Below are 13,064 nucleotides of genomic sequence, written 5' to 3' on the forward strand. Positions count from 1 at the left end.
GATTTTTAATCATCCGAGCTGGCTTTGGAGTTTTTACACACTCTGGGCCGAAAGCAGCCCATCCGAAATTCCCGATCAGTCCGAGTACTCCCAGGTCAGCGAATCCATAGCGGTATCAATCAGCGACGATGTTGAACGCAGCACTACCTAAAACCTCCCCATTAACCATCACCCGCACCCCATGCCGCCCCACAAAATGCTTCCGCGTCGTAAAATCCCTAATCACCTGCCGCCTCCCCACAACCACCTCCCCAAACCCCTCCAACACCACCGTCTTCAACTTGAAAACCTTCCCCGAAACCCCGCCATTCGCCTTCACATAGTCAATCGCATAATCAATCACCAACCGCTGCTCATGCGCCACTGTCGACTTCACCGTAAACGACAATGTAATCGCCTCACCCAACCTCACCACCGCCGGCTCAACCCGCACATCCAACAACTCAACCTCAGCCTTGGTCCCAGCGCCAATCACCGTCAGCGCCCTTAAATCCCCCTGTTTGATCAAACTGCGCAACGCATGCTTGGCAATCCACGCCGTGTGCTTGTTCTCCAGCGACCAACCTTCAATCGTGTCCAGCACCCACTCCGGATGCTCCTTGGTCACGTCATTCAGGTGGTTCGCCACGGACTTGCGCACGTACAGACTCTCGTCCGCCTTCAACCGATCCAGTATCCCGGCGGCCAATTGCGGATTGGCCTGCACTGCTTCCAAGCGAAACGACCAGGGCAGGCGAGGGCGGCTGCCTTCGCTGGCCAGGCGACGGACGTGGTGGTTTTCGTCCTGGGTCCAGTCGTGCATCAGTTCCAGCGAGCGTTCGAGGTCGCTGCGCAGGAAGTGGCGGATGGCGAATTCGGAGGAGCCGAAGGCGGTGAAGTATTTCAGCGCTTGCATCGAGGTGTCGAACGCGTGGCCGCCGTAGCTGGCGACGTAGTGCGGCAGGCACATGCTGACGAATCCGCTATTCAGCCTTGGCGCGAGTTCACGTAACACATGTAAGGAATCTTCGTAGTCCAGTGGCAGCACGGCGTGCAGGCTTTCGCTGACGCGGGCCATGCGTTGCATCACCGACAGTTCGGCGAGCCCTTGGTTGGCGTGTTTGAGAAACGCCTTGGCCTTGAACGCCGGGTACACGGCGCTCATTTCGCTGGCGATGTGTTGCAGACGCTCGGCGTTGAAGATTTCCTTTAACGCCGGGGTGGCGGTGTCGGTGGTGCTCATGGTCAGGTCATCGGGGTGCTGACGAACGCTTCGAGGGTTTCGGCGTACGCGGTGTATTGGGCGATGTTTGGGTAGCGGCGGGTGTCGATCTGGTCGGGGACGACGAGGCCGGTGAAGCTCCAGGCGACGGCGAGGCTGATGCCGGCCTGGGTGAGGGTGCCGTCGGTGGGCAGGCCGGTTTTTTCCAGTTCCTGTTCGAGGGCGGTGAACGCGGCGGCGAGTTGGCCTTCGACGCGTTCGACCCACGGTTGGTATTGAATGTCGACCGGGCGCAGATTGCGCTCGTAGTAGAGCTGCACGGCTTTTTCGCAGGCGGCGAGGCTGAGGCCGATCAAGCGCAGGGCGTGGGCGCGCTGTTTGAGGTCGGCGGGCAGCAGGCTTTTGCCGGCGCTGGCTTCGAGGTAGTCGAGGATAAGGGTGGAGTCCATCAGTACCACGCCGTCGTCGAGGATCAGTGAAGGCGCCTTGACCACCGGGTTGATCTGCTGGAATTGCTCGAAGTGGCGGAATACCGAGACCGACTGGTGTTCGAGGTCGATGCCTAGGCGTTTGGCGGAGATCGCCACGCGGCGCACATAGGGTGAGTCGAGCATTCCGATCAGTTTCATGTGCAACTCCTTTGGCAAGTCATGAGCAGGCGATGGACGTCGAATGTAGCGGTAAAAGTTGTTGGTTGACTACTGGGTTGGCTTGCTCGCTTGATCGTAATGACGTTGATACAGATCGTGTAACACCCATGAAACACCCGAAAATAAAGGCTTTGACGGCCTTGCGGGGTGTTTGGGTGGATCTATAGTCAAAATGCCAGCATCGACCAGGGACGGAAAAGGTAAACGAGTTCAGGCCCTCTGATTCAGTACTCGTTTGTATTACTCCCTTGCAGTCCACGAACCCTAGATCGTTGAGGCGCCGACCTGTGCGCATTCGGTGTCGCAGCTCGTGCAGTCGAAACTGGAGGGAGGGTCAAATGCATGAAAGCGTCCAAACATTTGGTTTTGTGTCTGGTGGGAGCGGGATTGGCTGGATGCGGCAGTTCGAAGCCGACTCCCGGGGTGGTGGCCGAGAACTGGTCAACCAATACTGAGCAACTGGGTATTCAGGCTATTTATCCGCCGCGTGCCCACTTTGAGGTTGGTGATGTGTTCATTGCACGCGCAACTTCAGCAGGCCAGAAGCTTAGAACATCTGATTATGTGTTGGGATCTATAAAGATTGATCATATCGATATGAGCGAAGCGTTGTATCGCTCGGCGCCGACCGTAACGTTCGAGTCCACCGATACCTATGATGACGGCACAACCAACGGCCCTGTCAGTACCAGGAAGGCACTGCCTCTGACGGTTCACAACAGGGTCATCAACAGTCTGGTGGCATTTCCCGGGTTCACGTTCGCTTCTCTTGCTGAAAGTGATGTAGGAGTCAATGTCACCAGCAGTGCTATCGGGGCGTTGTTCGGATTCGGTCGACGCTCGCAATACAGTGTTTCTTACTCGGTTCCTTCGGGAGAAACCTACGGTGTCACTTATCTGGAGGGAAGGCGCAGATTCGATGATGTGGCCCGTACGCGCTACAGCGTCACTGACCGGCAATGGATGCGTGATGCTGCGAAGGCATTACAGTCGACCCATTCCAAAAATTCGGATGGATCGGGCCCGATTCTGGTGTTCGTGACGGATGTTTATCTGACCCGTTCCATTGACGTGACAGTTTCGGCGCAAGATGGGATGAGTGCGTCATTTTCGACACTGACCCTTTCCATGGTCGAACTCAGTGACAAAAAGAAAAGCCTGGAGGATCAACTTGCCAAGCTGCGCAAACCGGCTCAAGGCCAAGCTGTTGCTCCGGCTCCAACAGCCGCTCCCGATAGTAATGCGGGAGAGGGGGCTGGCAAGGTTCGTGTCGCAGATGACACGGTAGCCACGGCTGGGGCCCCAGCCAAACCTGAACAGCCTAAGCCTGCCGACAAACCTGCGACGCCGCCCGTGACGGCGAGCCAGCAAACGGAGATCGACAAGGTAGAGGCTGAACTGGTGCAGGTTAATGCGCAAATGCGTCAACAGGTGGATCAGATCGCACCGGATTTACCGGGTGTCACGGGGTCAGTGGTCAGGTCGTCTGCGCTGGGCGTAAAGTTGCGACAGGCATTTGCCCAACCGGTTGCGATTGGATACCGAGGGATCAATTACAGCATCGAGTCGTTGCTGGATTCGAACGCCGCCAAGGACTCCAGCGGTACTTTCAAAACGGCGGATCCAAGGAAGTATCCAGCGCCGCTAAAAGAAACATACCATTTGGACGGATATCCAAATCTGGATCAGGTGGCACCGCCTGCTGCAGCGCCACCCCAACACTGACAGGTTCAGGTGCTGGCGAGTCACCAAGCAGAACTCGCCAGCCTTTAATCCTCAAATCCCGCTTGTTCGTGAATCTCATCCACATTCAATCCCAGCCGATACGCCCCCGCCACGAACAACGCCTGACACAAACACAGCGTCGCGCTCAGCGAGCGAAACGCCAGCGCGCTCCCCTCATTCACCAGCAACAGGCTGTTGGCGTTTCTGGCCAGTGGCGAGAGGTGGCTGTCGGTGAGGACCAGGGTTTTCGCCTGTTGCTGGCGGGCGTAGCGCAGGCAGTGTTGGGTTTCCCTGGCGTAGGGGGTGAAGCTGATGGCGATCACCAGATCACCGCTACTCACGCTGCGCATCTGCTCTCGATAGCTGCCGCCGAGGCCGGACACCAGGTGAATGCGCTTGTGAGTGTGTTGCAAGTTGTAAACGAGGTAATCGGCGACGGCGAAGGAGCGGCGCACGCCGACGACATAGATGTTGTCGGCGTTGACGATCAGGTCGACGGCTTTTTCGAACGCGACGTCGTCGAGTTCGCGGCCCAGGCGTTCGATGCCGGAGCGGGTGGCGTCGATGCATTCGCGGGCGAGGTCGCTGTCGCTGGCTGGCTGCGACTGGTTGGCGATCATGCTGCGGATGCGTTGCTGGTAGTTCTGCACCGGTGAGGCTTTGTGGGTGTAGGCGGTGCGGAACAGCGCCTGCATTTCGCTGAAGCCGCTGAAGCCGAAGCGCTGCGAGAAGCGCACGATGGCGGACGGGTGCACTTCGCATTCACGGGCGATGTCGCTGATGCGATCGACCATGATCCGGTCGCTTTGCTGGCTCATGTAGCTGGCGATGCGCTTGAGTTGGCGCGGCAGGGTGTCGTATTCGTCGGTGATCAGTTGCAGCAGACGCTCGGCATTGATCGGGGGGCTGGCGAGGGGACGCTCGTCGTTGGCCGGCAGATCGGGGCGGGGCATGGGAAGTCCTTTTGGCAAATTGATCACCCCGTGGCGAGGGGGCAAGCCCTCGCCACGGGGTGTTGGTTTGCTCTGATATTAGGGGGCTTTTGCGGGTCTGCTTTGCTGAAACGATGCACTGCGCGGGCTGCATGGCCGAAAAAATGCGACCAACTGCCGCTGGGTTAGCCGTTTGTCATCTATATACAGCCGCTCGACTGAATTTCTTGCTATAAACGCACTCCGATGACCGCCATGACGCCTGTTTCAGAGCTGTTTACGGGTGTTGTCGGACAAATTCCCAGTATTTACAGTTGCTGAGGCCTCAAACGGGCCTTAGACTGCCGCCCCTTCGTAAATTGAGTGCCGGGTGGCGTTTGCAATAAACGATGCCTTTTCGTCGACCGGACACGGTTCGCCGGAACGCTCCCTAATTCGCCTTAATGCACGTTTTTTTATAGAGATATCAATGACAAAGGACAAGTTGCTGGCCATGCCGGCAGATGACTACATGAATGCCGAGCAGCACGCTTTCTTCACTGAGCTGCTGCAGAACATGAAAGTCGAAACCCACGAGCGCATTGAGCAAAACCGTATCGCCATCGAAAGCCTGGACACCCCGGCCGACCCGGCGGACGCGGCTTCGGTTGAAGAAGAGCGCACCTGGCTGGTCAACGCGATCGATCGCGACCAGCGCATGCTGCCGCAACTGGAACAAGCCCTTGAGCGCATCAAGGAAGACAGCTTTGGCTGGTGCGACGACAGCGGCGAGGCCATTGGCCTGAAACGCCTGCTGATCAGCCCGACCACCAAGTACTGCATCGAAGCTCAAGAGCGTCACGAGCAGATCGACAAGCACCAGCGTCAGGCCTGATTCTGTGCGGTAACCCATGAATGTGGGTTGCCCCGAAAAGATCGCAGCCTTCGCCAGCTCCCACACGAGCTGACGAGGCTGCGATCTTTGCATTTGTTCGTCTGCGATATTTCGCGCGCCGTTCCATTGACCTGCTGCAAGCCCCACGACTAATGGACCATAGATAATGGCCATGTAGTGGCGTTTAATGCGGATACAACAATGAGAACATGCGTGGGGTGTTGATATGACGAGAGATGGATCTCTGGTTGGGGCTCTGCCTGCACCAGTGCTGTTGCCGAAAAACCGCTGGATCGCTCCGACCCTGCAAAGTGTCGCCCTGATGCTGTTGCTCGTCGGCATGACGCTGGGTGAGTGGTCGTTGTACATCGGTCTGCCGCTGGCGGTGCTGATTGTCTGGCTACCACGCCTGCGTTCCCGCACGGTCGCCGATACTGCACCGGTCGAGGCCGGCAGTGCCATTTCCGAACTCACTCGCGACCTTTCCTACACCACCAGTCATAACGCGCTGTCAGCTGCGGGCGTGGCATTTTCCGTCAAGCAACTGGCCAGCAAACTCGAATCGCAGCTCGACGCGGCGGCGCAGATTGTCAGCAACGCCGAAGTGATGATCGCCACCGAACACGCCACCTCGCAGCTCAGCCGCGAAGCGCTGGACGCTGCCAGTGAAGCGCACCACAGCAGCGCGGCGGGGCGCACCGAACTGGTGGATTCGATTGCGCGCATGCATCAACTCAGTCAGCGCGCAAACGCCAGCCGTGAGCTGATCGAAGCCCTGAGCCTGCGCAGCGACGACATTCAGCGGGTGACGCTGGTGATTCAATCCATCGCCAGCCAGACCAATCTGCTGGCGCTGAACGCGGCGATTGAAGCGGCGCGAGCGGGTGAGCATGGCCGCGGTTTTGCGGTGGTGGCGGATGAGGTGCGTGGTTTGGCGGCGCGCACGGCGTCGGCGACTGGCGAAGTCGGGGAGATGGTCGCCGATATTCAGCAACGCACGGCGCAAGTGGTGGAGCAAATCCGCGAGCTGTCCAATGATCTGCAGACTGGCGTCGAGCAGGTGGAAACCACCGGTCAACATCTGGAAAACATCGCCCGGTTGGCCGCCGGGGTGGAAAGTCAGGTCGGCGAAATTGCCCGTGGTGCGCAAACCAACCGTGAGCAACTCGACAGTCTGTTCAAGGCTATCGAGCAGATGCGCAGCGATCTGGCGATCAGCGATCAACAGACCCGACGCCTGGCCGAAGCTGCCGTGCAGATGGAAGGTCAGGCGGAAACCATCAGCGAGCGGCTGGCCGAAGTCGGTCTGGATGACTACCACCAGCGCGTCTATGACCTGGCGCGTGAGGGGGCGAGCCAGATTGCGGCGCGATTCGAAGCCGATGTCGAGCTGGGCCGGACCAGTCTCGACGATCTATTCGACCGCCAGTACCAGCCGATTCCGGGGACGCAACCGGCGAAGTTTCAAACCCGTTTCGACCGCTACACCGATCAGGTGCTGCCAGCGATTCAGGAGCCGTTGCTGCCGCGCCACGAAGGGTTGGTGTTCGCCATCGCCTGTACGCAGCAGGGTTATGTGCCGACGCACAATCTGGCGTTCAGCCAGCCGTTGACCGGTGACGAGCGGGTCGACACCGTGGGTAACCGCACCAAACGCAAGTTCGCCGACCGCACCGGTATCCGCTGCGGGAGTCATCAGCAAGCGGTGCTGTTGCAGACTTACACCCGCGACACTGGAGAGCTGATGCATGACTTGTCGGTGCCGATCATGGTCAAGGGCCGGCATTGGGGCGGGTTGCGGCTGGGCTATAAACCGGAGGCTGCGCGCTGATCGATTGTTACCGCGTGTGCAATGAATCTGTGCACGGGCGTTGCTGTTTTCTCTGCGCCAAACTCATTAACATTACTACTAGTTAGGTAGCTAATTAATTTGAGAGGTCAGCATGCAGAGCAGAGTCGATGTCGCGGTGATGATCGGTAGTGGTGTGCCCGCCGGATTGCGCGCGATGGGCCAGAGCGTCTGCTGGGTGGTGTTGCTCAACGGTGAGCGTCGCGGCACCGCGTTCGCCAGTCGCGATGAGGCGGAGGAGTGCAAGGCTGCCTGGCTCGCACAGCTGCAAGCCGAGCCTGGTGACAGCCTGCACTGACATTTATTAACGGCCGTCGTGCAGGCGTACGTTCAATTCGTCGACCATTAACGCTTCTTCACCGTCGGCGCGCAGCCATTCTTTCAAGAGTTGCGCCTGTTGCGGCGTCCAGAAATCGGCATCGATCAATTTGGTGTTGGCGTCCAGCGGATGCGCCTCGATGAAGTCGTCGATTGCGCTGCCCTCCGATGGCAGTCCCAGTTGATCGAACAGGGTTTTCAGGTCGTAGGCAGGCAGTTCCATCGTGTACTCCTTTTGCGTGTGCCGGAATGGCGCTGTCGTTCGCTCTTTATCTGAGGCAGCGGTTGGGCAAGAGTTCGATTCGTGATTCAAGCGAACGGGCGAGGGCGCACGCCTCGTTATGATCTTCGCGGAAACCTCTTACACGACCGGTAGATGATTCCTTGATATGAAAGAACGCGTTGCCCGCCGGGACTACCAGGAAACGCGGGGTGTTGGTACTTTGTTCATATTCCGCAAGTACCGGTATAGCGCCGCCGTGCAGCACGAAAGGGGCGTCGATGCTGGCGTTGGAGGGGCGGGCAAAGTGAGTCAGAGTGCACATATGAAGTCCTTTTCATGAGTTGGCCGACGTTTACTGGTCGGTTCGGGTAGTCGTAAGGAGCATCGCTGCTCTAGAATCGCCAGTGTCTGTTGGCGACAGATGCCTATCTAAAGCAATTTTTTACGGGCGATATGTCGGAAAAGGGCTTTTTTTCGTCAGTTTTTTCCCTAAAGTTTGTAGTCCGTCTTCGTTGCGCTTCAATGAGGACTTTTCCTTCAAGGTCTGGCGAACGTCAAAGCAAGTTTCTCGCGTGACTTTCCAGTAGTCTTGCGAACTCGCGATGAATGAGCGTTCTGCTTGATTCAGGTTTACTGGAGTCATCTGGTAACAGCATCGGCCTGGCCGTTTTTTTGCCGTGCGCGTTTTGGCGCAGGGTACTTTTTCAGATGTGGGGATGTTTCTTTGGCAGTCAGTAACCTCGATATGCATGCTTTGTTCGTGCTGGGTGATTTGCGTGCAAAGCTGGTCAAGCAGTTTCAATCGCGTTTTGTTTACATCACCGAACAGAACGCCGAAGGCATTTACGTGGCCGAGATCGACACCGAAAGCGCGTTGGTGGTCGATGACAAACCGGGGCTCAAGCTCAAGGTCGGCGATCATTTCAGCGCCTCGGTCCTGCCCAGCCGTGAAGGCGGCAAGATGGACATACGCTTTCGCGAGATCAAGCTGACGGTGTATGGCCTGGGCGATTACGCCTTTGTCGAGACCGCCGATGGTCACGCAATCCTGTTCAAGGAAGGCCACAGCGTGGTGACGGTGTTTGCCGCGCATCAGCAATTGCAGGAAGGCCTGACCAAGACCTTGAAAGCCGTCACCGGCAAAGCGGCGAAGTGGCGCAAGGGCGAACTGGTCACGTTCAAGGCCAGCGAGTGATCGGTGATTTGAGTCGCGCCGACTTCCATTCACAGAACCTCGAGCGCGCGCATGAAGAAGCCTTGCGGCTATTCAACGCCAAAGCCGGGTTGCAGGCTGCCTGGCTGAGTTGGGTGGCTGCGCAGATCTACACCTTGCGGCCTGCGGAATACGCCAGCATGGTCAGACGTGAGCTGCAAACCTTGCAGGAAAAGTCTGAAACATAACCTCGTCGGGAGCATGCGCCCGGAAAAAGCAGGAACCTCGGCTACAGTCAGTTGACTGAGTATTCAGAGGCTTGCGGTCTTCTGTCAGGCCATCCTGCTATTGCTGTGAACAGCACGAGGTGCAAAAGCATGAAAGGATTTCGACGGTTACTGGCCGCCAGTGTGGTCACGTTCGGTGTGCTGGCGTCTGCGCAGCCAGCTGCAGCGGCGCAGGCGCCGATCCATTTTGCCGACCTGAACTGGGAAAGTGGCAGCCTGATCACCGATGTCCTGCGGATCATCGTCGAGAAGGGTTACGGGTTGTCGACCGATACGCTGCCAGGCACCACCATCACGCTTGAGACGGCGCTGGCCAACAATGACATTCAGGTCATTGGCGAGGAGTGGGCCGGGCGCAGTCCGGTGTGGGTCAAGGCCGAGGCGGAGGGAAAGGTCGCCAGTCTTGGCGACACGGTCAAGGGCGCCACGGAAGGCTGGTGGGTACCGGAATACGTGATCAAGGGCGACCCGGCCAAGGGCATCAAGCCGCTGGCGCCGGACTTGCGCAGTGTCAGTGACCTGAAGAAATACAAGGACGTGTTCAAGGACCCGGAAAACCCGAGCAAGGGCCGGTTCCTCAACAGCCCGATCGGCTGGACCTCGGAAGTGGTGAACAAACAGAAACTCACCGCGTACGGCCTGCAGGACGACTACACCAATTTCCGCAGTGGCTCCGGCGCGGCACTCGACGCCGAGATCAGCTCCTCTATCCGCCGGGGCAAACCGGTGCTGTTCTATTACTGGTCACCGACACCTCTGCTGGGCAAATTCAAACTGGTGCAACTGCAAGAGCCGCCGTTTGATGCCGAGGCGTGGAAGACGCTGACCGATGCCGATAACCCCCATCCGAAACCGACTCGTTCGTTGGCCTCGAAGCTGTCGATCGGGGTGTCTGCGCCGTTCCAGAAGCAGTATCCGCAGATTGCCGAGTTTTTCAGCAAAGTGGATTTCCCGATAGCGCCGTTGAACAAGGCGCTGGCCGAGATGAGCGAGAAACACACCGCGCCACGAGAGGCAGCGGAGGCGTTCATGAAGGCGTATCCGCAGGTATGGCAGGCGTGGGTGCCGAAGGATGTGGCGGATAAGGTTGCGGCTGATCTGAAGTAGGCGGTGAGTCGGCTGGCCTCTTCGCGAGCAAACCCGCTCCCACATTTGGAACGTGGTCCTCTGTGGGAGCGGGCTTGCTCGCGAAGCTTTCAGGCTTTTTAGAACCTGGTTTGCACCGCCAACTCAAAGGTGCGCGGTGTACCCAGATAGTAAGCCGGCGACACATGTGCAAACTCGGCATACACCTCATTGGTCAGGTTGCGCACCCGCCCGGTGACGGTGGTGTGCGAGTCGACCTTGTAGCTGAGGAAGCTGCCAAACAGCGTGTACGACGGCACGGTCATGGTGTTCGCCGTGTCCGCATACACCGACGCCACGTACCGCGCATCGACCCCACCCTGCCATTGCGGCGAAAAATCATAAGTCAGCCACAGGTTGCCCACCCGGTCCGGGACGTTGGTTGGCGTATTGCCCTTGCGCGACACCACCACACCGGCGGCATTTTTTTCGGTGAAGTCGTCGTACTGCGCATCGACCCAGGCGAAGTTGCCTTCGGCCAACAGCTTGTCGGTGATGCGCAAGGAGCTGGCAAGCTCGACGCCTTTCGACGTCTGTTGGCCGACCGGAATGCTGCTGGCCGGATCGAGTGGATCGGTGACAGCGAAGTCCTTGCGCTCAATGGTGTACGCCGCCACGGTCGCCGAGCCGCGGCCATTCAGATAATCGAACTTGCTGCCGATCTCCCATTGCTTGCCGGTCGAGACGTCGAAGTTCTGCGTGCCGCCCGGTTGCTCGGCGGCGGTGCTGTATTGCACGTAGACATTGGCAGTGGGGATGAACTGATAGGTCAGTCCCGCGCGGCCGGTGACCGGCTGCCAACTTTGCTTGAAGTGCTTGGGATTGGCGGTGGTCACCGTGCGGTGGTTGGTCACGTCGAGGTCGATGTCGTCGTAGCGCAGGCCGGTGAGCAGGGACAATTTGTCGGTCAGCGCCAGACGGTTTTCGACGAACAAGGCCTTGGTGGTGACCTCGTTGGTCTTGTCGCTGATCAGCGCCGGGTTGGTCCCGGGAATGTCATAGAAGCGCCCCGGGCGGTAATTGTTCGGGTCAACCGTACTCGCGCCTTTGACATTGAGCGGCGAGTTGGTGGTCTGGTTGACCTTGTATTCGAAGCCGCCGGACCAGGTGGTGTCGAGGCCGAACAGGGTGTTGTCGTGGCGCAATTCGAACTGGTTGCCGTTCTGCTCCCCTTGATGCCGCACCTGATAGGCCGTGGAGCGGTTCACCGCGCTGTTGTCGGCGTTGTACTGATAGGTCTCGAGGTTGCGGTAGTCGCGCTGACTGTCCAGGTGATACAGCGTGTTGCGCAAGGTGGTGCTGTCGTTGATCCGGTAGTCGATGATCGAGCGCACCCAGATCGTGCGCTGTTCGTAGCGTCCGTCCTCGACGTTGTAGTTGTTGAAACGGTTGTGTCTGTCGATTTTCAACTCGCCGGCCTTGGGATTGAGCACCGGCGTGCCCCAGTACGGGCTGTCTTCGTGTTCGTCCTGATATTCCAGGGCCAGGGTGTGTGACAGATCCGGCGTGAGGTCGCTGAGCAGCGAGAACGCCACGCTCCAGGCATCGCGCTCCTGACGGTCGATGTAGCCGTTGCTGGTGTTGTGGCTGACGTCCAGGCGCGCGTAGTGCTGTACGTCGGCGCTCGGGTCGGTGAGGGCATGGTTGAGGCCGAACGCGGTTTCCGTGGTGTCGTAGGTGCCGTAGCTGACACGACCTTCGACGGCTTGCTCTTCGCGGGTCGCCAGTTTGCTCACGTAATTCAGTGAGCCGCCCACCGAGCCTGCGCCGTTGATCAGCGACGACGGGCCGCCAACCAGTTCGACTCGATCATAGATCCACGCATCCACCGGTCGGGCGAGGCCGCCGGAGACGTTGATACCGTTGAACATCTGAGTGATCTGGCTGCTGGTGAAGCCGCGATAGGAGACAAATCCGCCAAAGCCTGGCGGCGCGCTGGTATTGACTCCGGGCAGGGTGTTGGCGGCGTCCTGGAAGTTCTGCGCGCCGTGGCGTTCGATGTCGTTGCGATTGGCGATGGCCACCGAGGCAGGCGTATCACGCACGCTGAGGCCAAGGCGCGAGGCCATGCCGCTGGATTGATCGAGGCTCAGGCCCGGTTCGCTGGTGGATTCGCCGTCGATGGTGATCGGCGCCAGATCCACGGTGGATTGCGCCCAGGCGTTAAGGGACAGGCAGCCGCACAGGCTCGCCAGCAGAGGAATATGTTTCATCGTTGAATCCTGAATGCTTGTCTAGGAATCAGCGCACAGGCGAACGCCGCGCGTTGGCGCAGTGGGCTGAAAAATCAAAAAGGCAAAGACACTCAGGCGAGCGGCGGGGCGCGAGGATTGGCCGAAGGCCAGGTGAAGCGGGCAGGGAGGTCGGCGCTGACGATGGGCGCCAGCGGCGGGCTGTGTTGTTCCGGCAGCACCGCCAGGGTCAGGCTGGAGTTGAACGCCGGGCCCATGCCGCCGCCGACGGAGCACAGCGGGCAGCCGAACGCCTTGGACAGGGTCGGCAGTTTTTCGTCGGTGGGATTGCTGGTCAGCGGCGCCTGGGTGGCCGGGTCGACCGTACAGAACTGGCCGCCGATGCCGTTGAGCTGCATCCCGACCATTTGCCCGTGACCGATGCTGCAGGCGAACACATTGAACAGGACGCAGCAATAAAGCATCCAGGCCAGCAGTGAACGATCGGAACGGGTGAATTTCATGGGGCGGCACTTTACCGTACCGCTGATCGGTC

General features: G+C 59.0%; 14 protein-coding genes. 7 read left to right on the forward strand and 7 right to left on the reverse strand.

The genetic code is table 11. The features are described from left to right. Positions 1–115: 115 nt before the first annotated feature. Both PseAD21_RS20475 and PseAD21_RS20480 read right to left on the reverse strand, forming a co-directional pair. Entirely contained in the window at positions 116–1,222 is a 1,107-nt protein-coding gene (locus PseAD21_RS20475) for a DNA alkylation repair protein (protein ID WP_102357418.1), read from the reverse strand. A gap of 2 nt (positions 1,223–1,224) precedes the next feature. After that, positions 1,225–1,830, reverse strand: coding sequence for a glutathione S-transferase (locus PseAD21_RS20480; protein WP_102357420.1), 606 nt, complete (start codon positions 1,828–1,830; stop codon positions 1,225–1,227). A 363-nt stretch (positions 1,831–2,193) separates the two neighbouring features. On the opposite strand from PseAD21_RS20480, the gene PseAD21_RS20485 reads away from it, so the two are divergent. After that, positions 2,194–3,576, forward strand: coding sequence for a hypothetical protein (locus PseAD21_RS20485; protein ID WP_102357421.1), 1,383 nt, complete (start codon positions 2,194–2,196; stop codon positions 3,574–3,576). 44 nt (positions 3,577–3,620) lie between these two features. Here the strand turns inward: PseAD21_RS20485 and PseAD21_RS20490 are convergent, their stop codons facing one another. Next, positions 3,621–4,529 carry a MurR/RpiR family transcriptional regulator gene (locus PseAD21_RS20490; protein WP_102357423.1) on the reverse strand — a complete coding sequence of 303 codons (909 nt, stop codon included), beginning with the start codon at positions 4,527–4,529 and terminating at the stop codon, positions 3,621–3,623. A gap of 448 nt (positions 4,530–4,977) precedes the next feature. Between PseAD21_RS20490 and PseAD21_RS20495 the strand changes: the two genes are divergently transcribed. From PseAD21_RS20495 to PseAD21_RS20505, 3 genes are all read left to right on the forward strand, one after another. Then, positions 4,978–5,382, forward strand: coding sequence for a TraR/DksA family transcriptional regulator (locus PseAD21_RS20495; protein WP_003225981.1), 405 nt, complete (start codon positions 4,978–4,980; stop codon positions 5,380–5,382). A 607-nt stretch (positions 5,383–5,989) separates the two neighbouring features. Beyond that, entirely contained in the window at positions 5,990–7,213 is a 1,224-nt protein-coding gene (locus PseAD21_RS20500; protein ID WP_371859077.1) for a methyl-accepting chemotaxis protein, read from the forward strand. A 112-nt stretch (positions 7,214–7,325) separates the two neighbouring features. Further along, on the forward strand, positions 7,326–7,529 hold the full coding sequence (locus tag PseAD21_RS20505; protein ID WP_025111382.1) for a hypothetical protein: 204 nt from the start codon (positions 7,326–7,328) through the stop codon (positions 7,527–7,529). Positions 7,530–7,535: 6 nt separating this feature from the next. On the opposite strand, the gene PseAD21_RS20510 is transcribed toward PseAD21_RS20505, so the two are convergent. Then, positions 7,536–7,772, reverse strand: coding sequence for a DUF2789 family protein (locus PseAD21_RS20510; RefSeq protein WP_102357426.1), 237 nt, complete (start codon positions 7,770–7,772; stop codon positions 7,536–7,538). Between the two features lie 46 nt (positions 7,773–7,818). Continuing rightward, positions 7,819–8,094 (reverse strand): hypothetical protein, encoded by a 276-nt coding sequence (locus PseAD21_RS20515; RefSeq protein ID WP_102357427.1) that lies wholly within the window; start codon positions 8,092–8,094, stop codon positions 7,819–7,821. 402 nt (positions 8,095–8,496) lie between these two features. Between PseAD21_RS20515 and PseAD21_RS20520 the strand changes: the two genes are divergently transcribed. The 3 genes from PseAD21_RS20520 to PseAD21_RS20530 all read left to right on the forward strand — a co-directional run bounded on the left by PseAD21_RS20520 (position 8,497) and on the right by PseAD21_RS20530 (position 10,319). Continuing rightward, positions 8,497–8,967 carry a hypothetical protein gene (locus tag PseAD21_RS20520; protein ID WP_025111384.1) on the forward strand — a complete coding sequence of 157 codons (471 nt, stop codon included), beginning with the start codon at positions 8,497–8,499 and terminating at the stop codon, positions 8,965–8,967. Positions 8,968–8,975: 8 nt separating this feature from the next. Then, a complete protein-coding gene (locus PseAD21_RS20525) occupies positions 8,976–9,173 on the forward strand; it encodes a hypothetical protein (protein WP_102357486.1) in 198 nt (65 codons plus the stop codon). 129 nt (positions 9,174–9,302) lie between these two features. After that, positions 9,303–10,319, forward strand: a complete 1,017-nt coding sequence (locus tag PseAD21_RS20530; RefSeq protein WP_102357429.1) for an ABC transporter substrate-binding protein — start codon at positions 9,303–9,305, stop codon at positions 10,317–10,319. A 98-nt stretch (positions 10,320–10,417) separates the two neighbouring features. Here PseAD21_RS20530 and PseAD21_RS20540 read toward each other — a convergent pair whose 3' ends face one another. Together PseAD21_RS20540 and PseAD21_RS20545 are read right to left on the reverse strand one after the other, a co-directional pair. Then, positions 10,418–12,550 carry a TonB-dependent siderophore receptor gene (locus PseAD21_RS20540; protein ID WP_102357430.1) on the reverse strand — a complete coding sequence of 711 codons (2,133 nt, stop codon included), beginning with the start codon at positions 12,548–12,550 and terminating at the stop codon, positions 10,418–10,420. A gap of 92 nt (positions 12,551–12,642) precedes the next feature. Further along, the gene (locus tag PseAD21_RS20545) at positions 12,643–13,032 is read right to left on the reverse strand and encodes a DUF2946 domain-containing protein (RefSeq protein WP_102357432.1); all 390 of its coding nucleotides are present in this window, start codon (positions 13,030–13,032) and stop codon (positions 12,643–12,645) included. Between the last annotated feature and the right edge of the window lie 32 nt (positions 13,033–13,064).

It is taken from the genome of Pseudomonas sp. AD21 (genome assembly GCF_002878485.1).
GTDB lineage: Bacteria > Pseudomonadota > Gammaproteobacteria > Pseudomonadales > Pseudomonadaceae > Aquipseudomonas.